The sequence below is a fragment of the Clostridium sp. KNHs205 genome (assembly GCF_000702945.1).
Taxonomy (GTDB): domain Bacteria; phylum Bacillota; class Clostridia; order Lachnospirales; family Lachnospiraceae; genus Anaerocolumna.
This window is the reverse complement of the sequence record NZ_JNLE01000003.1, coordinates 1,898,464-1,920,588: the sequence shown is the minus strand read 5'-3', so window position 1 is coordinate 1,920,588 and position 22,125 is coordinate 1,898,464. Positions and strand designations below refer to the sequence as shown.

General features: G+C 41.4%; 13 protein-coding genes. 4 read left to right on the top strand and 9 right to left on the bottom strand.

Annotated features, from left to right (window positions below):
- Positions 1-57: 57 nt before the first annotated feature.
- Positions 58-9,042 (bottom strand): family 43 glycosylhydrolase, encoded by an 8,985-nt coding sequence (locus BR73_RS27250; protein WP_051685052.1) that lies wholly within the window; start codon positions 9,040-9,042, stop codon positions 58-60.
- 269 nt (positions 9,043-9,311) lie between these two features.
- Between BR73_RS27250 and BR73_RS26690 the strand changes: the two genes are divergently transcribed.
- A complete protein-coding gene (locus tag BR73_RS26690) occupies positions 9,312-10,106 on the top strand; it encodes a DUF1266 domain-containing protein (protein ID WP_035297491.1) in 795 nt (264 codons plus the stop codon).
- Positions 10,107-10,177: 71 nt separating this feature from the next.
- Here the strand turns inward: BR73_RS26690 and BR73_RS0108115 are convergent, their stop codons facing one another.
- Entirely contained in the window at positions 10,178-10,777 is a 600-nt protein-coding gene (locus BR73_RS0108115) for a PadR family transcriptional regulator (protein WP_051685051.1), read from the bottom strand.
- Positions 10,778-11,019: 242 nt separating this feature from the next.
- Here BR73_RS0108115 and BR73_RS0108110 point away from each other — a divergent pair, with 242 nt between their 5' ends.
- On the top strand, positions 11,020-11,754 hold the full coding sequence (locus BR73_RS0108110) for a 4Fe-4S binding protein (protein ID WP_033165130.1): 735 nt from the start codon (positions 11,020-11,022) through the stop codon (positions 11,752-11,754).
- Between the two features lie 103 nt (positions 11,755-11,857).
- Positions 11,858-12,727 (top strand): alpha/beta hydrolase, encoded by an 870-nt coding sequence (locus BR73_RS0108105; RefSeq protein WP_033165129.1) that lies wholly within the window; start codon positions 11,858-11,860, stop codon positions 12,725-12,727.
- Between the two features lie 155 nt (positions 12,728-12,882).
- Here the strand turns inward: BR73_RS0108105 and BR73_RS0108100 are convergent, their stop codons facing one another.
- Positions 12,883-14,055, bottom strand: a complete 1,173-nt coding sequence (locus BR73_RS0108100) for a PucR family transcriptional regulator (RefSeq protein ID WP_033165128.1) — start codon at positions 14,053-14,055, stop codon at positions 12,883-12,885.
- A gap of 205 nt (positions 14,056-14,260) precedes the next feature.
- On the opposite strand from BR73_RS0108100, the gene BR73_RS0108095 reads away from it, so the two are divergent.
- Positions 14,261-14,443, top strand: a complete 183-nt coding sequence (locus BR73_RS0108095) for a hypothetical protein (RefSeq protein ID WP_033165127.1) — start codon at positions 14,261-14,263, stop codon at positions 14,441-14,443.
- A 123-nt stretch (positions 14,444-14,566) separates the two neighbouring features.
- Here the strand turns inward: BR73_RS0108095 and BR73_RS0108090 are convergent, their stop codons facing one another.
- From BR73_RS0108090 to BR73_RS0108065, 6 genes are all read right to left on the bottom strand, one after another.
- Entirely contained in the window at positions 14,567-15,745 is a 1,179-nt protein-coding gene (locus tag BR73_RS0108090; RefSeq protein WP_033165126.1) for an amidohydrolase, read from the bottom strand.
- Between the two features lie 194 nt (positions 15,746-15,939).
- On the bottom strand, positions 15,940-17,577 hold the full coding sequence (locus BR73_RS0108085; protein ID WP_033165125.1) for a methyl-accepting chemotaxis protein: 1,638 nt from the start codon (positions 17,575-17,577) through the stop codon (positions 15,940-15,942).
- 192 nt (positions 17,578-17,769) lie between these two features.
- Entirely contained in the window at positions 17,770-18,879 is a 1,110-nt protein-coding gene (locus BR73_RS0108080; RefSeq protein WP_033165124.1) for an SGNH/GDSL hydrolase family protein, read from the bottom strand.
- A 314-nt stretch (positions 18,880-19,193) separates the two neighbouring features.
- Positions 19,194-19,541, bottom strand: coding sequence for a TIGR04076 family protein (locus BR73_RS0108075; RefSeq protein WP_033165123.1), 348 nt, complete (start codon positions 19,539-19,541; stop codon positions 19,194-19,196).
- Between the two features lie 340 nt (positions 19,542-19,881).
- Positions 19,882-21,564, bottom strand: coding sequence for a methyl-accepting chemotaxis protein (locus BR73_RS0108070; RefSeq protein ID WP_081848760.1), 1,683 nt, complete (start codon positions 21,562-21,564; stop codon positions 19,882-19,884).
- Between the two features lie 19 nt (positions 21,565-21,583).
- The gene (locus BR73_RS0108065) at positions 21,584-22,078 is read right to left on the bottom strand and encodes a chemotaxis protein CheW (protein ID WP_033165122.1); all 495 of its coding nucleotides are present in this window, start codon (positions 22,076-22,078) and stop codon (positions 21,584-21,586) included.
- Between the last annotated feature and the right edge of the window lie 47 nt (positions 22,079-22,125).

Here is a 22,125-nt window from a genome sequence, read left to right as displayed (position 1 = left end):
TAAGTTCATTCTCTTATGTCAGGACTTACTCTTAGTATTTCCTGTCTATACCTGTTCCTATTTGACCTGAACCTTAACTTTAAAAGTTTTTTCTTCTCCCGAATATAGCTTAACTTTTACAAGAATCACTGTACTGCCTTTTTTCTTTCCGGTTACCTGCCCCGATTTCTCATTAACCAGTGCAATGCTCTCGTCTTGGGAAGAATATTTCATGGTTACCGCTCCAATTGCAGCTGCGGAGGCCTTATCTGTTATTTTATTGGTCTTCTCCAGGGTAGCAGGTAAGGTAACTTCTATTTTCTTATTAGTCCCCCTGCCGATACTTAACTGCTCCGGTGCAGAAATCTGGCTGATTAAGGAATTGGTTATGTTATGGCTGGCTTTTTGAGGCATAAGGATGTAACTGGAGCAGCTTAAGATATTCATCGTAATATATCCGTTCTTATCTACCTTGTAGCTGCCTGTTTTTAAAGAATCCAATCTGTTCTTCGTTTCGTTATAATGATATACATATACCGTATCTCCAGCTTTAATTCCCTTTTGATCTGCTACATATACCTTTACCGCTGCCTGCCCAGGTAATACACCACTATGTTTAAATACTACTGCTGCCGCCTGCTTATTTTTTGTGTCTTTTGACAATAGTTTGTTTAAACCTTTTACGGTATTTGCAGGTACTACTTCCAGAGAGGTATTTACAGACGTCACAGCCTGCTTGGAATTCTTAAGAGAAGCTGCATCAAACTTCCACTGGTAAACGATTTCCCCTTTTTCATCCTTTACTGCCAGTGACAATCCTTTCTGGTTTTCTTTTGCCTCCTCCAAGAGATTCTTATCAATAATAATATCCTCCAATTTAATTCTGGCGTCTGTTGTTATGGCTTGGGGAAGAATAATTGATATCTGTACCAGTTTTGTCGTACTGCTCTTTAACTGAGCGGTAAGCTCCTTCTCCGGAAGAGTTATATTTAGCAAATACGGATTTTCTTTACTGGAAGCTTTTAATTCGTCCTGTAATTTCTCCGAAGAAATTGTAAGCACCACGTCTGCTGTCTTATTTTTTACCTTCGTTTCTATTAACAGATACGGTGGAGTGTTATTCTCCGGAGTAAGCGTAGGTGTTGCAGCAGGTGTAGATGTTGGCTCTGGGGTTGGCGTGCTTGTAGGTGCTGCTGTTGGGGTCGCTGTCGGTTCAGCTGTTGGGGTTGCTGTTGGTTCAGCTGTTGGAGTTGCTGTTGGAGTTGCTGTCGGTGTACCGGTAGGCGCTATTGTTGGTTCTAAAGTTGGTGTTACTTCTGCACCTTCTTCCAGAATAACAATATCCCACTGACGTTGGGCTATTTCACCGGCCACATTGACAGACGCAGTTAATTTAACCTTTACATTACCCTCTCCCGCTTTTGGACGGGTAATGGTGCCATTTTCCGCGAGTATATCTGCATTGCTGGATTTCCACTGGATTAGTGCTCCATGCAAACCACTGACGGGCAGTATAAGATTCTTAGTTATACCCGTTACTTGGCCCAGATCGATGGCCTCTGCCGCTTCTTTTGCCAGCCTTTGATTTTCTTCTTGTTCTTCTGCCAAAGTCTTGCTGCTGCCAAAGACCTTAACTTCGTACAAAGTTGGTGTATACCAGTTATTCGGATTATTATGCAGTACCGCATTGGTTACAGAAAGCCTTACATAACGGCCGTTTCCGGTAAGGGTATCAGCAGTAAAACCATAAGTCTTATTATCTGACTTATCCAGTATTTCAGTCCAATTCTCGCCATCCTCACTGGCCTCAACCCTATATTGATAGTAACCTTCCGAACCTTTGTACATAAACCATGACACCTGAATTCCTGACAATCTGTAAGTACTTCCCAGATCCACCTGCCACCAGAAGGGCCACTGAGATTTTACCGCTGTATAGGCAGTGTCATAATTTCCGTCGTTGGCTTTTGCTGCTGTCTTGGTACCATTTGCTGCAATAGATGCAATTGCAGGTTTATTTTCTGATAGCAATACCCCCTTATCTTCCGGTATTAAACTTCCGGTAAAGGGATTATAGAGCACCTTATCATAATAATCATAGGTAGCAATTCCATTTGCAAAAGCAACAGGCAGGCACAAAGCAGCCGCAGTGCCTTCTTCCCTCACCCATCTTGGTGCATGCATAAAATAATTCTTTCCTGCTGCTCCTTCAATAGAAATTACACCGCCGGACTGGGAGGAATAATTAGAACTGTTTCCGATACTTCTTAACTCACTCCAGGGCCCCTGTAAGGAAAGTGCACTGGCATAAGCTCCCTTGCTGGGATACCAGCCCGCGGCCTGCGAGGTAAAGAGATAGTAGTAGCCATCTTTCTTCACAAGACTTGGAGCCTCCCGGTACTGATTCTCAAATAATTTTGTGACAATGCCTTCAATTCCTGTATAGGTATCATTCATCTGAAAGATATACATGGTCGCATTAGCACCTTCACCGGCTGCATTACCTGCTGTTACCAGGTATCCGGTTCTGGCTTCATTGTCATCTATAAAGAAATTCATATCCCTTACAGCAATTCCTTCCGGATTATAGATTTCATGTACGGTAAAGCTCTCACCCGGTGTAGCTGAGGCAACCAAAGCTTTTCCCGAACCATATCCGTCTTTTAATTCCCAATGTGCCCAGAGTACATTCTTATTATGAATGCTGTCATAGCGAATATTCATCGCTTCCAGCTTACAGGAGGCTAGATCTGGATGGCTGTTTCTGTCCATTACGGTTTTGACATAAGTCCAGTTCAGCGAATCCCTGGAGGTATATTCCTCAAGTTTTGCGAAACCGCTTTCATCGCTGACGTAGTCATATTTGTAATATGTGTCTCCTGCTTTTAGGGTACTTAAAGTGGTCATGGCTCCGCCAACAGAATTACTGTATTCCAGAAGTCCTTGGGAAACCGTTGCAGTCTGAGCTTTTACTTCACTGCTTTCACCTAAAAGAACACCATTGTTCCAGGCTTGAACCTTGTAATAATAGTCCTTGCCCAGAGCAAGCTCATAGAGTTTTACGGAAGTACCGGCACCGTGATAAATCAGGCTGTATTCCCCTGCTTCCCCCTCCTTGCCGTATACATAATAGCTTAGGGCATTTTCCTTTGTGGACCAGGCAAGGTTTACATTATTAACCTTATTTGAGCTGCTCAGTTTAAAAGGCGTAGCCGTAATACCAAAGGGATTTAAGACAGTCTGTGTTCCCTCTCCATAGATATTTACCTCATGAATTCCACGATACCAGGTAGCAGAGTTATTATTATTTACATTTATCTGCCCGGATACGGTAATTCTTACATAGCGGTAGGCACCTGACAGAGAGTGAGCAGTAAAGGAGGTCATAGTATTACCGGTAGCATCAATAATTGTTGTATAATTACTGTTGTCATTGCTTCCTTCTACAATATATTTGTAGCAAACCTCTGAACCATTCCAGGATCTCCAGCTGATATCAATATCGCTAAGGTTATACTGTTTTCCTAGATCCACTCTCCACCAGTAGGGAACACTGTCTTTACCGGTATCAAAATAAGTATCATAATCACCGTCCACAGCCAGTGCAGAGCTGTAGCCTTCGGCTTCACTGCTGCCTGCCGTTTCCTTTCCTGCTGACAGGTTTACTTTCTTTGCGTTGGTAACCTCTCCGGTCTGAGCATTAAGTTTCCACTCTCTTATATAGTCCATGGAAAGTTTACCGGCTTCAAGCTCCAGGGGGAGCCATACATATCTGGAATCGCCAAGTGCATTCTGATTCCACCGGTCGCCGACATAGACATAGGTAGTAGCACTGGTTCCGTTTATGGTAAGTATATTGGCAGGCTGAGAGTAAAAGGTTGAAGTATTGCCGAATTTACTCAGTTCAGACCAGCCTTCTGCCCTGGTTATATCCTGTGTACTGGTATAGTAGCCTTGATTGGGCTGCCAGCCGGACTGTCCGGAGGTCAGCATATAATAATAGCCATCCTTCTTTACGATAGCCGGAGCTTCACGGCGTTTACCGGCAAAAAGGGTATAAAGCTTCTTCTCTACGTTGGTGTAGGAATCGTCTAGTTTATAAATATCCAGATCCGCATTGCTGTTGGCAGAGGATATCAGATACGCTGTTTTATCCTCATCTACAAATACGGTAAAATCTCTGGACTGGTTACCCGGATCGAAATGTCCGAGATATTCATAATCCCCGGTTATGGTATCACTGACTGCCACCACCACATGCCCCAGGTTATAATTACCGGCTTCTTCCCAATGTCCCCATAATACATATTTCTTTGTTTTCTCATTATAGATGACCTTAGGGCGTTCAACCTTGCAGCTTGCTAAGACAGCAGCTGAATTTGGTTTCAAAATGTCATTCTCATAAGTCCAGTGCATAAGGTCCTTTGAGGAATATACACTGACACCGTTAAAAGTGGCTCCGTTATGGGCTTTGTTTTCTCCAAACCAGTAATAGGTGCCGTCTTTATAAAGAAAACTTCCTCCATGGGCCTGCAAGGTATTTCCGTCCAGGTCTTTCAGACTCTCGCCATTTATTATATCAGCCGTTTTTATCTTACTGGTAGAAAGCTGCTCTAAGGCAAACCAGCTTAAGACCGGGTCTTGAGAGCTGCCGTATCTTGACACTTTTAAAGTTACCTTTGTATCTGCCGGCAGGGTAAAGGTTCCTTCTGCATTTTTTGTCTTATCACTGTCAGGAACATTTCCGTTCACCTGATTCCAGCCAAAGTTCTCTGCAATTTTTGTTATTACGGGAGTTCCTTTCTCATCTGTGTATTCGATTGTTATATTCATATGGCGTGACTGATTCCACCACTCCCTAAAGCCTGCCGTAAGCTTATAGGTTCCTTCTTCTAATTCCATCTGGTACACAATATCCTTATGGTTTACAGAGTACCAGCCATTTTCATAGCGGTCGGTGCTCTGGGTTACCCTCCCCTTCATCTCTGTTGCTGTGTCACTGGTATAGCCCCAGGAACTGTCATACTTTTGATCCGGTACAGCATTGACCATAAGAGGTGAATTCTCTTTCAGAATATTAAAGGTCTCTGATGAGGTTCTGTTACCTTCTATGTAGTACATCAGTTTTCTGGAGATTACGGTAAGAGTGGTTGAAACTGTTAAATTCACTCCTGTAACCTTTCCTGTTACTTCACAGGTATCACCAATGGTATCCAGCGCCCCCTCCGGCACTGTATCCCAAAGCACTTCACAATCCAGCACCTTACCCTGGGATTTCACCTTAACCGTAGCAGGAAGTGACAGTGGTTCTCCCAGTTTTGTTAGTGTGGGAAGAACTGTCATTAATTCAGTACCAAGAATATTCTCCATTTCCTTTGCGGTAAAGGCTTTATCATATATTTCAATGTTGTCAAAATATCCTTTGAAATAACCGTCACCGCTGTAAAAGGATTTGCCCAGATAGGTCAGTACCTCTGTACCAAAATCTGCTATCTTTGTCGTCAGGCCGGTTACTTGTTTTACAAGCAGTCCGTTAATATACATTGTCATAGAATTATCATCAAGCACCATAACGACCTTGGACCATTCTCCAGCAGTCATACTGCCGCTCATTTTCTGCTCGCCACCCCAGGTAGCCTTGGTTATGGCACCATAGAGTTCACTTCCTCTGGCCCGCAGAAAGAAATATTTCTGATCGTTCTTACCGATTGCAAAGGTAAAGAAATTACCGGAGGTAAGACTTGATTTTACATCCATTACAAGGGTCAGCTGATTCTTATTGTCAAGCAGCCCTTTTGGTATTTCACCATAGGTTCCGGTGGTTCCGTCCAGATAAAGTACCTGGCCTTTAACCGGGTCTGTTACATAGGTTGCTTTCCCGTATAGCTTGCCATTATGACCGGAACCACTCTTATCTTCTATTACAGTGCCTGACAGGCTCTCGTTAAAATCATATTTTACTACGGGTACTGCAATAATAACCCCTGCATTTTCATACACCTTATCAAAATTATCCTTTGCTGTCTGAAGCGCAGACCTGACCATTTCAATAGTGGCAGCAGCTTCAATAAGCCCTTTGCCTTGAGAAATTACCGTGTTAAGAGCTGCGGTTTCTTCTGCCGTATAATTCGTTTTTCTTCCAAGGGCTTCTGTGGTATAAGCAGTAAACTCCGTGAGTGCCAGTGACTTTTCAGCCAATACTTCTCCGCTTGAGGCTTCATTCACTGCCAGCCAGCTTAAAATCACATCCGGACCCGCCGTATACTCGTATACCTTAACGGTTACATCCGCATCCACCGGCAGGTCAAAGAAATAACTTACGGTCTTTTTACCGTTGTTGGTAAAGTTACCGAGTGTTTTTGTTATTACCTGATTATTCTGTGTGTAGGAAACGGATAAACCAATATTCCTCGTAGTTCCCCACCATTCCTGAAAGCCTGCAAGAAGCTGGTAACTTCCTGCTTTCAGCGGAAGGATATATTGAATGCTTTTATCGGTCTTTGCCCAGAAACCGCTTTCAAAAGCATCGCGGCTGGTATTATTTTTATAGCCTATGTCAGCATTCGTTATACCCTCTCCCTCAAGGATACTGGAATACCCCCAGCTGCCTTGCACATATGCCTTATCCCAGGTCTCATTTATGAGAGTTACCTTATCTTTTATCAGGTCATAGAGATCGGAGCCTGCAGTTGCACCGGAATCAATATAATACTTTAAGGTATCCGGTATCACCAGAACATTTGCCGCAATCGTCTGGTTATAGCCTGCCAAGGTGCCTGTAATCTTCGTCTTTACAGCTGGCAGCAGGTTCTGAACCTCCCAGTTAACAGACACATCTTTCGTTTCAGCACTGCCATTACGATAGACAGTTATGCTTACTTTAGAGGGCAGTTCACTGATACTGTTATAGATGTCCTTTAACTCTGTATTCACCTGTACCGGAGCAAGTTCCCCAAGCTCCTCAAGAGTCCAGTCTGTATAAGCCTTCAGCTGCAATTCTTTGTTAGCGGTTATCTCAACTGGCAGCCAGATATATCTGGAATCACCCAGATTACTGTCATACCATCGGTCTCCCATATAGATATAGAGACCTTTTTGCGGGTCATAAGGTATTACATTGGTGCTCTGTGAATCAAAGGTGGTATATTTGGTATCACCTACACAAGGATCTCCGGCATTGGTCCAGGTACCAAGGATGGAATCCGCCACCCAGTACTGTGCCTGATTGGGTGCCCAGCCTGTTGCACCTGAGTTAATCATATAATATTTGCCAGCGTACTTAAACACTGCCGGTGCTTCTCTTTGTGCTCCCGGAAAGAGTCTTACGAAATCAACTCCATGGACGGCTTCTGTAACAGGTGTGGCTAGGTAAGTATAGTCTTCATTCAGCTTTGAGATGAACATGGTTCTGTTCTCTTCACTGGAATAAATAATATATGCTGTTCCGTCATCATCGATAAACAGATTCATATCCCTGGCAAAACCCTTGCTGCTTTCATACCAGGCTCCGGTCAGCTGATCCTCCGGGCATATATTCAGGCGGTATCTGTCTATAAACCGGAAAGGGCCGGAGGGTGAATCACTGACTGCTACGCCTGCAGCTGCTGCCGCATAATTGGCACCGGGACTTTCCACTGTTGGTCCGTCTGCGTGGAACCACAATACATATTTCCCGGTTTTTTCGTTATAAATCATCTTCGGTCTTTCAATAACCGAGGTGGAATTATTGATACAAAGATATATATTATCCTTTTCTTCTGAGGACAGATTACCGTATAGTGCGGTGAAATAGGGATCGTTATCTAACTGCTCTCTGGTTGTGACAGATCGCATGACATAACCTTCAAACCTCCAGTTATACAGATCCTCGGAGGAATAGGCACTGATACCATTACTTCGGTATCCCTTTGTCTTGTCTTCTCCGTACCACCACCACTTTTCTCCTATCTTTTGCACCTGCCCGCCATGAGCCTGAATAGGAATTCCGTTGGTATCCTTCCACACACTACCGCTTGTTCCGGAGAAACTGGAATAGTGCTCTATGGTTCTAAGGGCTGCATACTGGGTATCCAGTTCATTACATTTCTCACGAATCTCTAAACCGGAAGCAGTACCGGAAGATATCATTGCTTCAGCTTCAGCAATTGTCAGCTCCATATCTCCCAAGGTATCTTCTTTACCACCACCCTCCAGGTACAGCTCTGTACTTAAGGCTTCTGTTGCATAGATTGTTCCTGCGGCTGTTGCAGTGTTTATTTTGCTCCTGATTTCGTTTATTTTAGCACTTAATAAAGCCGTATCATAATCCGGTACTGCTTTTACAATAATATAATTAATTAATGGATCCTTATAACTATCAGTTCTTGATGGGTTATGCACAAATACATTAAGCTGTCCATCTGAAACCCTCAGTTCGTTCTTACTCTCGACAACTTTATTCTGATCAAGACTCAAAGCACTGGTATAGGTCGTTCCCTCCAATACAATATCAACAGGTCTCCAGGACCAGGGATTTTTAAAACCTACCGTTACTTCATAATAACCGTCCGGCAGTTCAAAGTCATAATAAAAGCCACTGACTCCGGACACATAGGTGATTGCCCCAGTGTAATAGTAAGTATCTTCCTTGTTAAGACTTGCGGCAGTTCCTCCTGCAACTGCATTGGAATTAGAGGTATTAGGCAAACGTCCCCAACTATAACCCGTTATATCTGAACCATATACTTTATCCGTAACTGATTGATAAAGTCCCATATGGTCTCCGCTTGCCACTGAGCTGACATTGCCTGCACCGCAATTCACAAAATACAGTACATAATCATTGGCTGCCAACTCTTCTGCTCCCGGCATAACTTTCGTTATACTGGATCCGCTCACTACGTTTACTGCGGTGTTCCCCTCACCTGCAGTCTCATCCGTAGTTACCTCTGATAGAATTTCCCCTTTCTCTTCTGTGCCGTTTAAGGCCGCTGCATCATTTGCACTTACAGGCAATGGTTGTATTACCAGTGCAAGCATTAATAATACAGCCACTATCCTGTGTAAACGTTTTTGCTTTCCCATAACTTATCCTTTCTCTCTCTATTACTGGGTCTAAAATCCTTTTGTGCAATTAGTATAGTATTATGGATTATTTAACCAGTATTTAAATATTATCACACCACATAATAGAATGCAACCGGTTTCATTATTATTTTATTTGTGCATATTATACATTTGTAGATTTTTGTTTTGTTTCGTCGTTAGAACCATACTTATTTCCCACTTCATTTAATAGGTATATTTTGGTAATATTGACTCTTGAAAATTGATACAAAAGGATGGTAAAGAAAATGAAGAAAAGTTTAACAGCAGTATTGTTGCTAATCGCTTTTTTATTAACAGGCTGCAGCAACAGCACCGGAACGGATTCCAAAGCTGAAACACCTGTTGATGTTACGGTTAATGAGGATACTCTATCCGATACATTACGTTGGTTCAATGCTGCCTATGCAATAATTACAACTCGAAACGGCGGTGACCTGAATCTCATTGGAGGGTATGGGACTAAAAATCTCCTAAATGTTCAAATGATTAAAAGCGGCCTAAAGGAATCCTGGGAGGTTACAGACAGAACCACTGCAGAGGACACCATAAACTGGTTATTAGAGGAGGGTGGACACAATGCTTTGTTACTGGAAGAATACAAGGAGAACAGCTTGTCAGAATATACAAGGGAAGAGCTGATAGAAGCATTGTCGGATAGCTCTTATACAGATAATGACAGAGCTTATTACCTGGGGCTCTATGATGCTGTGGCTAATTATGGTGACAATGCAATTCTTGCCTGGGATTTATCCAGAGCCATGCAGCTTTCTGCCTGGTATTACCTTGCCGGTTATTATACTTATGAGGAAGCCATGGATAAAAGTCTTGCTATCGCAAAAAAATTACAGGAAGCCTATGGCTCCTGGGACGAGATGACAGATAGCTATCTATTTGGATTTCAATACTGGAATGGTGACGATATGTCTGATGAAACCTCTGAAAGCTATGCCCGTTATCAGATATACCAGGAGTTAGTGGAACAGACCGACAGTCCATATTCCGTTGACTGGAATTATGAATTACAGAAAGAGTGGGAATAATACTGGTACTTTTCAGCCCTCCGGCAATACACATCTGTAAACAGGTGTTTGCCGGAGGGCTGACTTTTTCTTTATTCATTGGTAACAGTCTGCGCTGCACTCTCCTTTGTAGATGCTTTCCTCTTATTGTAATCCTTTAATAAGGCCTCTGCTTCCGCTGCCCAGTCCTGATAGGCCTTGTACACCTTTTCACCAAAAAGAACCGTCAGGTAATAGTACAGGTGGTCTTCATCCACTGAAAGTACCTGTTCCAGATTATGTTTAAATACTTTTATTATGTCCGCATTCTGATTTTGCCGTTCTCTAAAAGCACCAATACGCTTTAAATTTTCTTCCGTTGTCACCATATTTCCAAAAAAAAGTTTTACCAGAATCTCATATTTTGTATATTCCTTATCTTCCGGCAGTAAAAGCCATTCCTTTAATACTTCCCGCCCTTTATCAGTAATAGAATACAGGTTCCTTTCCGGTCCTTTACTGGCTTCACTGGAGTGTTTTATTATCATTTTATTTTCTTCCATCATCTTTAAGGTAGGATATATCTGTCCGTACCCAACCTCCCAGAAATGGCTTATCATATAGTCGATTTTTTTCTTTATATCATACCCACTAAGGTCTTCATGATCAAGCAAACCCAGGATTATATATACAGTTGTATTTGTTTTTGCCATTTTAACCTCCTTCGCGCCTTTGCACGTACAAATCAGAAGCGTATATAAATAATAAACTTCTTGACAAAACTATATCATGTTGATATAGTTTTGTCAAGAATAGCAGATGCGATTTACCTTGTGAAAGAAAATAAAAAGAAAGGATGCCACAGTAACTTCTTTCATACATATCAGTGGCTGTAACACAGTGACTTCGGACATAACTGTTTATTTCCCTGTGTTATATTGGTGTTCAATATTATATGAAACGTCAAAAATTAAGAAAATTACTCCTTACGCTATCCTTTTTCCTGTTCCTCATCACTTTATTTTATTTTTCACCCTACCTGATAATACAAGGAGGTTTTGAAGGGATAATCTCAGGAAGCTTCCTTACCTTTGCTGCATTATTTCTGTTCTCCCTGTTATTTGGAAGAGCTTTCTGCAGCTGGGTTTGTCCTGCTGGCGGACTTCAGGAGTGCCTGTTTCCAGCAGTAGACAAGCGAATTACGAATATAAAAATCAACCTGATTAAATACTTTATCTGGATTCCCTGGCTTATTGGCATCCTTGCTGCCTTTCTTACTGCCGGTGGAGTTCATTCCGTGGATTTCTTTTATATGACAGAGCATGGAATTTCAGCTGCCGGGATGCCCGGTCTTATCACTTATTTCTTAATCCTGACTCTTATTACAGTATTGGCCCTGCTTCTGGGTAAAAGAGGTATGTGTCATTCCATCTGCTGGATGGCTCCTTTTATGATTCTTGGAACGAAGCTGAAGGAACTTCTTCCTATCCCTTCTCTTAAACTGACCGCTGACTCTTCTGCCTGCATCAGCTGCAAACAATGTACCGGTAAATGTCCAATGAGTCTTGAAGTCCAGGAGATGGTGTCAAAGAACAACATGAGCAACAGCGAATGTATCCTCTGTGGGGAATGTGCCGACACCTGCCCCAAGAAGCTTATTAAACTATCCTTTAACCACACCCGGAAATAGAATCTTTTGAGCATAGCCCTTGTGGCATCTGGAAGATTATGATAAAATCAGTATATTTCCAAGCACCAGAGCTATTTAAAATCATTCTTCAGGAGGAAACCGTATGGCATACAAAGAGGTAAAGACCATCAAATGTAATCCGGAACTTAAAAGTATGGCTGTTATGATTCCGGATGTAATATATTCCACTGCCCAGGGAGTGGATTTAAAAATGCAGATACTTACTCCCTGGAAATCAGATGTATCACCGATACAACCTGCCTATCCTTTGATAGTATTTGTACAAGGCAGCGCCTGGACTCACCCAGACGTTTATTATCAGCTTCCGCAATTGGCTCAATTTGCCAGAGAGGGTTATGTAGTTGCAACTTTAACACACAGAAACAGTCTGGAGGGACACCCATTCCCGGCATTTCTGGAAGATGTGAAAGCAGGAATCCGTTACTTGCGAAAACATGCCTCCAAATATCTGATCGATCCTGACAGAGTTGGCATCTGGGGTACCTCCTCTGGCGGTAACACTGCCTTATTAGTAGGCCTTACAGGGGATGAACCCTGCTACAAAACAAAGGAATACGAGGAATTTTCAGATTCTGTGAAATTGGTAGTGGATTGCTTCGGACCTACGGATTTAACCTTTGCCCTTGATAACCTTCCGAATCTGGAGGAAAATATGAAGAAGATATTTGAAGGTTTACGAGGTGAGGATACTCCTGAAAATCTTAAGAAACTTATGAAGATTAATCCGGTGAACCATATGAAGGAAGGACAGTCTTATCCTCCTTTCTTAATTCTTCATGGCAATGCCGATACACTGGTGGATTATTCCCAGAGTGAACTTATGTATCACCGGCTATCTGATGCAGGTGCAGAGGTTTCTCTTGTCTGCGTGGAAGGTGCTCCCCACGAGGGTTCATTCTGGAGCAACGAGCTTTTAGATTTAATTAAAGTATTTATAGATGATAATTTATAGCTTTTAATTGGTCGGTTCATGGTTTACTGAAATGCTTATATTTTACTAAGATACCTTTTATTCTAGCGTAGATAAAGCTCCTTCCCTTTCACAAGTTTTCTCATGAAAGTAAAGGAGCTGCCTCTATTTCAACACAATTCATATTTTGCTCTGTCTTATTTCGACATATCTCTTATGTAGAAAGCTACCTGGTATGGGAATAATTCCTCACTGTCCTTAAGCTCACACTTAAGTATCCGCTTGATGTTCTGAATACGGTAATTAACAGTATTTCTATGGGTGAAAGTATCCTCCGCCACCCTTATAAGGCTTCTGTCATTTCTGATATAGCTTCTTAAGGTATCCACATAAGTTGAACCATGGGAAATATCATATTCCTCCAGGGGCCCTAATATCTCATTGGCGTAGCTTAGCAGAATATCTGTGTCATCAATGGAAAATAGTAACTTAAAGAATCCCATTTCTTCAAAGTCAACCATCTCCCGTCCGGTTCCCAGGGACATCTTCATTGCTGTTCTGGCTCTCTTATAACTGGTAGGAAGGTTCTCAAGATGAATCACCCTGGGTCCTATGCCAAGATAGAACCTCTTTTCTCTGGAAAAGGCGGCAAAGCTCTGCAAAATCAGTTCCGGCAGCTCCGTGTAGTATTTTTCCTTTCTGTTATTGAGAATCAGAACAAGAAAATCCTCCATTTTTATAAGGCCGTAAGAAGCATTGATTTTATCATTGCCCTTCCATAAGCCGAACAAATTCTCCAGTTTTATAACCGCCTGATTATAGCTTAGCTCATCCTCCATTGTCTTCTTTACATAGATGCAAAAGGCCTGAAAGGTGCCTTCTATATCATACCGTTCTCCTAACACCTGCCTGACATCCGCCTCTTTAAAACGTCCTTGAATAACTTCTCTGAAAGCATTGCTTATTTTCTTCTCAAATTGCTTCTGATCGATTATACGCATACAGTAATCCTGTATCAGCTCTGTTATGGAGATTTCCCAGGGCATCTCCAGAATAGGAAAATTGTGTTCATTACACCATTCAATAACCTCCTCCGGAATCCTTTCCATATACATTCCTGTATTTATGATGATTCCTGCACAATCCTCCTGGGACATTTCTCTGACTACCTTTAAAAGCCAGTCAGGCTGATCTGCTTTCATTCCTGTTGTAATAGCCAGCTCTTCTCCGTGAAATCTGGATACAATGGTCTCATCCTCCAGCATATGAACCCAGCTTACAACCGTATCCATTCCAGCTTTGCCGGCAACTATATTTAGCTTAAACTGTTCCCTGGTTTCTTCATACATTTCCCAGAAACGGACTGCCATTTATGCTTTACCCCCTAGGTCAGCATTCGCTGATTCTATACTTACTTAAAAATTATAAAGACGTTACCCTTTGTGCTGTGGATACAAATTCCACCCTTTATATTCAGACTAGCAGATTATATACAAAAAGTCAATTTTTATATATAATATACATACAGTAAAGATTAATAAAGAGTTCGGCAAAGGAATAAAGGAGGATACCTATATGTATATTGGCAGCACAAATTTATACTTAGATTTAATAGATTATAACACGAAAGCACCTGCAAGCTGGATTACCTCCGAAAGATATGAAAACTGCGAAAACTTCTACCAGCATCTGGTGGTAAAACAAGGCAGACCCAAACTATTTCATAAAAAAAGTGACGCTAATAATAATATGAAATAATCACATACGCTTAAATCTTAATTTATTGAATGTAAATTAAATCCTATATGTTTCGTCATCACAAAAAAGAGAGCATTTTCCGATGAATGCTCTCTTTTTGAATCCTTCTATATTCCATATCCCTTAATTCTTTCCGTCTTCCAATTCGTCCTTCCATTCATATATAATCTTTCCATCAATTATTGTATACATGGTATGGGTAAACACCTCCATTGGATTTCCTGTAAAGATTGCTATATCTGCATCCTTTCCCACTTCCAGGCTGCCTACCCGGTCTTCCACCTGGCATATTTCTGCAGCATTGATGGTTATTGACTTTAACCCTTCCTCTATACCAAGTCCCTTTTTTGCAGCAAGTCCGGCACATATGGGGAGATACTGAATTAATGTTACCGGATGATCTGTTGTAATAGCAACTTTTACACCATTTCTGGCAAGAACTCCCGGGGTCTTAAAATCCACATTCTTAATTTCAAGTTTATTGCGGCAGGACATTCCCGGGCCCACAATGGCAGGATATCCGCTTTTATATATCTCCTCCGCTATCAAATGCCCTTCTGAACAATGATCCAGGGTAAGCTTAAGATGATATTCCTTTGCAATCCTGATGGCAGTCAATATATCATCCGCTCTGTGTACATGAGCCTTTAGGGGTATATCTTGATTTAATACCGGAAGCCAGCTCTCCAGCTTAAAATCCTCCTCCATATCAGCTTCTGACTGCTCTTTCTTTTTCTTATAACAACTGGCCTTAAACAGCTCTGCCCGAAGCATGGCAGCTATGCTCATTCTGGAAGCCGGCGGTTTATTAAGATCCTTATAAGATCTTTTAGGATTCTCCCCGAAAGCTATCTTCATGGCTGCCGGTTCCTTAACTATCATGTCTTCAATTACCCTACCCTGTGTCTTAATAAACAGAAACTGGCCGCCTACTACATTACTGCTTCCAGGACCCACCATGACAGAGGTAATCCCTGCCTGTATGGCATTATGAAAGGCAGGGTCCATAGGATTTACCGCATCCAGGCCTCTAAGATAAGGTGTTACCGGCTGGGTTGTTTCATTGCAGTCATCATCCTCTTCCCCTTCTTTTTCTTCCGTAATGCCAATATGACAGTGTGCTTCAATTAACCCAGGCATTACCCACAGACCAGTGGCATCTATGACAACAGTATCTTCCTTTTCTTCATACCTGGGATTCTCTCCTACATAAACTATCTTTCCTTCTTCTGCCAGAACACTGCCACATTCATAAACTTCCCCTGTCATTGTGACTATCTTACCATTCTTTATAACCAGCATTGCAAATCCCTTTCTATGTGTATCTATCATACAAACTTAAGCTTTAATTCCTTATCCTATTACTGCCAATCTTATTACTTCCATATTTGAGCCATAAAAAATGGCAGTTTTTAACCATAGGAAAATTATTCAACACTATTCTTAAGTTTTTCTATTTATGTATAATCTATACATCAGGGGAATATTATTATTTCTCAGACTTCAGCAAACTCCGTAAGCTTTGAGGCATCCAGACCGCATTGCACAATTCCTTTTCCCTCCGGCAAGGCAACTCCAGCATATTTAAACAACTTGTTATCGATATCCCGAAAAGCAGCTTTCTGATTTACCTTCAAAGTCGGATTCTTTAACATTCTGGTGAACTCATAGGTCTGTGCGCCTTCTTTATCACTGAATTGGAAACCATGGAAACCGGAAGTGCTTAAAACTACCTTTCCATATGCATCCGTTATGTGAAATTCTGCAAGGTTGTAATGTTTCCTCAATTCTTCAAGCCTGTCATCCGTTACCGGCTGATTTCTCTTCTCTCCTTCTGTTATAAGTTCAGCCAGGTTCTCACAGATTTTTATCATCTGCTCTCCAAGGTTATTGTCGAAGCGCTCCATCACTTTCTCAAGATTTTCTGAAATATCCAGCAGTTTATGAGTGGATACATTGGTCTTATGCACATCTTCTGCCTGGTTCTCCATAACACATGAAATCTCCTGAACAGAAGCAGTTCCGCTGTGACCCTTCTCAGCAACCTCCTGGGCATTTTTTGATATGATATCTGTCTTTTCAGACTGTTCTCTAACATCCGTCGATATACTTTCCATATATTCAAGGGTCTTACCGGTAACCGACATAATATTCTTTAGCTTCTCATCCGCAAGTACAGCAACCTCAGCTCCACTGTATACATGGTCTTTGGCAGCTTCAATGGAACCAACCACTGCCTGTACTTCATTTTGCACCGTTAAAATAAGTTCATTGATTCTGCCGGTAGCTTCTTTGGTCTCATCTGACAGTTTACGTACCTCATCTGCTACAACGGCAAACCCTTTGCCAGCTTCACCGGCTCTGGCTGATTCAATGGAAGCATTTAAGGCAAGCATACCGGTTTGCCTGGATATAGCAGAAATAGCTTCTGTTATGCTGCCGATTTCCCTTGAAACCTGCTCTAAATGTAAGATCTTATCATAAGCTTCCGTAACTTCTGTCTGCATTACTGACATGGATTCAGACATTTTCTCAAGAGCAGTTCCTCCTTCTGCAGCAGCTTCCTTTGCCAGACGTACACTATCAACCACTTCTGTACTGCTTCGTGCAATATCAGCTCCGCTGACAGACAGACCATCCGCTGCCTTTGAAACATCAAAAAGCATGGCTGAGGTCTCATCAAAAGCTTGACTGATTTCATTCAGAGAAATATTAAGTTCCTCCATGCCTTCTGTTGTCCGCTCTGTATCTGCCGTAATCTCAAGAGCCGAGGTCTTTACAGCAACAGCGGAATGTAAAAGTCCATAAATCCATGTATTCAACATATCCCTAAGGCTGTCAAAATCGCTGATTATCTGTGTTGTTTCCTTATCCTTTGCCTTAAGACGAATCCTGGCAGTAAAGTCACCGCTGTTAAATCGGTGCAGAACCCTTACGATTTCTGAAAGCAGTCTATTGCTTCTTTTATTCATGAAATAAAGTATTAATCCGGTATATAAAAGTATCAGCAGCGTTGCTATGAGAACTGCTGCTTCTTTAGATAAAGAACTCTCTCCCAGAAAAGCAGCACCTGTTATTACTACGTTTCCAACTCCAATCAATAATATTTGCTTCAATAATCTACTTTTATCCATATGACCTCTTTCTGAACTTTTGGCCTTGTGCCATCCAAAATATTCCTTTATATTTACCCACAAAAAAGGGTACTGCCGACACCATCGCCACGCCAATACCCTTTCGAAATATGGAATAATATTATCACAATTGAATTAATTTATCCAGTACTACTTTATATAATTTTTACGTAAGGCTGTACTGTATTTTTCTTAATTATTCAAAAGTTCTTGCAGATAACCACTTAGTTCTTCCGCAGCTTTCTCGTGGGATAATCTTCCCGGATGCCATCTGGACCCAACTGTTTTATCATTGGTATTAGGAAGTTGAAATACAGATACCTGCTTGTCCTGGGTTCTCATTTTATAAGTATCTATTGCCTGATAGATATAGGGCATCATAGGAATGCCAAGCATACCGTATACCCAGACTATTTGAGCCTTTGGATTGTAGCTTCTGATTTTCGTTAAGAAACTTATTACTGCTTCTTTGAAGGTATCCATATCTTCCGTATTATAAGTTCCGTCACTGTTCATACGCTGCTTATGATATCTTCCTGTCACTTCATCACGCCATTGGGGCTGTAAAAATGCGGAGCCATCATTGGTACCAAGATTAACGACTACAATGTCCGGCTGCCAGGCATTAAAATTATTCTCCCTGAAAGCACCTAATTTTTCATTCATTTCTCCCTTTAACAGACCGCATACTTTATCATAATACTGAGGTATATTACAGTCCGGGTTATTATCCCAACTGGTAAGTACTCCCCAACCACTCTGAGATATGACCCGGTAGTCTGCTTTCAGGGCATTCGCAGTAAAAGCGGTATAATTATCGGTTGCGCTAAACCACATGGATATCCAATCCTCTTCTTCTTTTGCACCAACTATACCTTCTCCTGAGGTTATACTGTCGCCTATAAATTCTATCTTATAAGGCTTCTCCTCCAGGGCATGGAATTCACCATCCGTCTTAACAGAATGGATTACCAGATAACTGGAGGGATCGCCGCTCATAGCCTGTACTTCCCTGATAATACGGATATTCTTAACCTTCTCTGCATTCATACCTCGAAATACACATATCCAGTATCTTTCATTATTAAGCATCTGTCTTCCAACAGGTACGGAATTCACCCATAATCCCAGCCAGGGTTCATATTCCTTATAACCTGCTTCTACTTCAATCCACAGCTCGGAACCGCTGACATTTAACTCAATTCCGCTTCCTGTCCAAAATAATGGTACAGGATTTAATGCTCCTGCTGTTCTTCCATGAACCTTAAGGTTCTCTATTTCATCTAATCGGTATTCTTTCATCCAAGCCTCTTTTCCGGATATCCAATCCTGACTTTTTGTACAGTCAAAATTACAGATATCTCCTGCTTCCTTCTTAACAAATCTTCGGCTACTATTATAGCAATTTACCTTTCTCTTTACCAGCGCTTCTTTTTATTTATTGATAAATTCAATTGCTGAAAGGAAAACAGGAGAACAAATTGGTTGTTTACTTTAGGATACATGGTATCATAAAGTTATGTTATTTACTGTCCTGCATCATTTTCCTTGTTAAGATGCAAAACAAGGGGAGCTATGGCAAGCTACGGAAAAGAGGTGCCGAAACATTCTACTTCTCAGTCAAAGAATTTCCCTTTATAAAAATTCTCATTTTCAAGTTTTCTTGCCGTCAACCTGAACATAACGCAGCCGTCTGGACATACAAGGTCTTTGCTGTATTTGCTGTCTCCTCCGATATTTTCTAAATTTCCGCCACTCCTGACCGCTTCCATAATTGGAAACATCATCATCATTACTTTGGAGCAGATACCTTGTCCGTCTGTATTTACGGGACAGCCATAAGTACAGGTATATTTATCTCCTACTTCCTCACCATTTCGGCAATACCGCTCCGTGTGATCGCTGCGAAGAAAACCTGTCACCTCAATTTCCCATTCATATTCCTCGTTATACCATTTTTTCATGTCTTACCTCCATTTTTATTTACAAAGTCAGGTTTTACGCTCAAATCGATCCTCTTGATCCCTTTAAATATGCTTAAACTGTCCCGCGGGCTTTGCCAATCTTACCTTTGTCTCTTCCCCTCGTTTGAGCCAGCCTCCTTTGAACCACCCTCCTTTTATTATAAAGAAATCGAGGGGTTACGGCTTGATTTTACTTGCTGCTATTTTTATTTTCGCTTCTTATTGCCGCTGCCAATCCACAAAGGGATAACGAAGAATCAGCTTTGAGCGCAAAGGGTAATAAATAAAAGAAGCCTGTGAAAATCAGATATTTTCAACCGGCTTCTTTCAACAATAATATTTAAAAACTTCCGTAGAGGCTTTTCAGTTTAAACTTGCTGATGGATTCTTTCAACAATTCTGCCTGTGCTGATAATTCTTCGCTGGAGGCTGCTGTTTCCTCTGAGGTTGAGGAGTTGATCTGTACCACCTCTGATACTTGCATTATTCCTTGATTAACCTGCTCAATACCTGCTGCCTGTTCATCGGAAGCCATAGCAATCTCACTTACCAGGGTCGCTGCTTTTGTTACATCTTCCACTATTTTATTTAAGGCTGACGCGGTTTCATCTGCTATCTTAGTACCTGCTTCTACTTTTTTGATAGAACCCTCTATCATGTCTGTAGTTTCCTTTGCCGCATTTGCTGACCTGGCTGCAAGGTTGCGTACTTCTTCTGCAACTACCGCAAAACCTTTTCCGTGCTGACCTGCTCTTGCAGCCTCTACTGCTGCATTTAAAGCAAGTATATTCGTCTGGAAAGCTATTTCATCGATTACTTTGATGATTTTAGAAATATTTGAAGAGGAAATGTTTATCTCTTCCATTGCCTTTTGCATTTCCTTCATCTGTTCATTTCCCTGAAGTGCGTTATTCTTAGCCACACCTGCCAGATCATTTGCCTGACTTGCATTTTTTGCATTTAATTTCGTCTGAGCAGCAATTTCCTCTAAGGATGCTGTAAGCTCTTCAATGGTACTTGCCTGTTCCATTGCCCCCTGAGATAATGCAATGCTGGAATCTGATACCTGCTTGGAACCTATTGATACTTCATCGGAAGCAACTGCAATCTTATTCAGGACTTCATTGTTTCTATCAACCATCTCCGCTAACTTTTTGCCAAGTAAGTCGTTTTCAGAGCGGACCTCCACTTCAATTGTCAGATCACCCGCTGCCATCCTTTCTGCCGTAAGTGCCTGATTTCTGATATTGGCAATCATTTTATCAAAGGAATCTGCAAGACTTCCTATTTCGTCCTTACTGTGAATCTCAATATTGACATTTACATCGCCAAGAGCCAGTTTGTTGGCGGCTTCCACCATTTTATTAACCGGTTTGCTGATTAACCTGGAAATAAAAACACCAAGTGTTACAGCTACCACCATTCCTGCAGCTATAATCGCTAACATAGTAAAAGTGGCACCGCTGGCTGCACGGTCATTGGATTCGGAAGTCTCTTTTGCAAGATTCATCTTTAATTCCAGCAGGTTGTTGCAGGCATCTTCCACCTCTTTGGTAATACTCTTACCATCCGTAACGATGCTTGTCTTTGCTTTCTCCAAATCTCCTGCATTTACTGCTGTTATGATATTATCCCTGTAAGCATAGAATCTTGTAAATACCTCTTCCAGGCTATCATAGGCTTTAAGGACTTCCTTATCATAGGACTGGTTTTTGAAGCTTAACATATTCTCTTGGATCGCTTTATCCAGCTCAGCCAAGTTTGCTATTACTCCTTCTCTTTCAGCTGTTCCTGTATTGATTAGTAATTCACGTACTCCCGCACGTTCTGAACCAAAATCCCTTAAGATAGACGCTATCTCATCCATAGTAGCCGTATGTCTTTCATACATTTGAGTATCCAGCGTATTTATCTGATTAATATAGAAAATTCCAACTGCTCCTACCATACCCGCAACAAGAGCCACCAATACAAAACTGATTATTAGTTTTACAGCAATCTTTAAGTTGTTAAATAATTTCATTCCTTCACCCTCCGCAAAATTATAATGCCTCATTAATTTCCATAGCTTCCGTTTCCGAGATTAATTTCTCGCAGTCCAGAAGCAGCTTGACGTCCGTATCGGATTTCCCGATATTTTTTATGTATCTGTTTTGAAAATTCTTGTTAAGTTTAGGGGGTTCAACCAGGTTATGCTCCTCAATGGCAAGTACCTCAGCAACACTGTCTACTATCAGCCCAATCGTTATTAAATCGATATCAATAACAATAATGCAGGTTCTGTCATTATATGCAACCGGTTCTTTATGAAAACGAAGCCTGACATCCATAAGGGGGATAATTTTCCCTCGAAGATTGATGATTCCCTTAATATACTCCGGAAGATCCGGCATTTCCGTTATAACCTGCATGCCTATGATTTCGGTAACATATTTTATCTCTATTCCGTATATCTCTTTACCCAGCAGAAAAGTCAAATATCTTCCTTTTTGTGTATCCTCCTCCCATTCCATGATTTCATCTGTCACATTTTCCATTTATCCTGCTCCTTTCATGAATAATGCTGCAGGCACACTTTAAAGTT

Bases quoted from the DNA above. Each gene is read 5' to 3' on its own strand.
- BR73_RS0108100 (WP_033165128.1), bottom strand. From the start codon at position 14,055: ATGGCAGTCCGTTTCTGGGAAATGTATGAAGAAACCAGGGAACAGTTT.
- BR73_RS0108085 (WP_033165125.1), bottom strand. From the start codon at position 17,577: ATGGATAAAAGTAGATTATTGAAGCAAATATTATTGATTGGAGTTGGA.
- BR73_RS0108110 (WP_033165130.1), top strand. From the start codon at position 11,020: ATGAAACGTCAAAAATTAAGAAAATTACTCCTTACGCTATCCTTTTTC.
- BR73_RS26690 (WP_035297491.1), top strand. From the start codon at position 9,312: ATGAAGAAAAGTTTAACAGCAGTATTGTTGCTAATCGCTTTTTTATTA.
- BR73_RS27250 (WP_051685052.1), bottom strand. From the start codon at position 9,042: ATGGGAAAGCAAAAACGTTTACACAGGATAGTGGCTGTATTATTAATG.
- BR73_RS0108095 (WP_033165127.1), top strand. From the start codon at position 14,261: ATGTATATTGGCAGCACAAATTTATACTTAGATTTAATAGATTATAAC.
- BR73_RS0108075 (WP_033165123.1), bottom strand. From the start codon at position 19,541: ATGAAAAAATGGTATAACGAGGAATATGAATGGGAAATTGAGGTGACA.
- BR73_RS0108080 (WP_033165124.1), bottom strand. From the start codon at position 18,879: ATGAAAGAATACCGATTAGATGAAATAGAGAACCTTAAGGTTCATGGA.
- BR73_RS0108105 (WP_033165129.1), top strand. From the start codon at position 11,858: ATGGCATACAAAGAGGTAAAGACCATCAAATGTAATCCGGAACTTAAA.
- BR73_RS0108115 (WP_051685051.1), bottom strand. From the start codon at position 10,777: ATGGCAAAAACAAATACAACTGTATATATAATCCTGGGTTTGCTTGAT.
- BR73_RS0108090 (WP_033165126.1), bottom strand. From the start codon at position 15,745: ATGCTGGTTATAAAGAATGGTAAGATAGTCACAATGACAGGGGAAGTT.
- BR73_RS0108065 (WP_033165122.1), bottom strand. From the start codon at position 22,078: ATGGAAAATGTGACAGATGAAATCATGGAATGGGAGGAGGATACACAA.
- BR73_RS0108070 (WP_081848760.1), bottom strand. From the start codon at position 21,564: ATGAAATTATTTAACAACTTAAAGATTGCTGTAAAACTAATAATCAGT.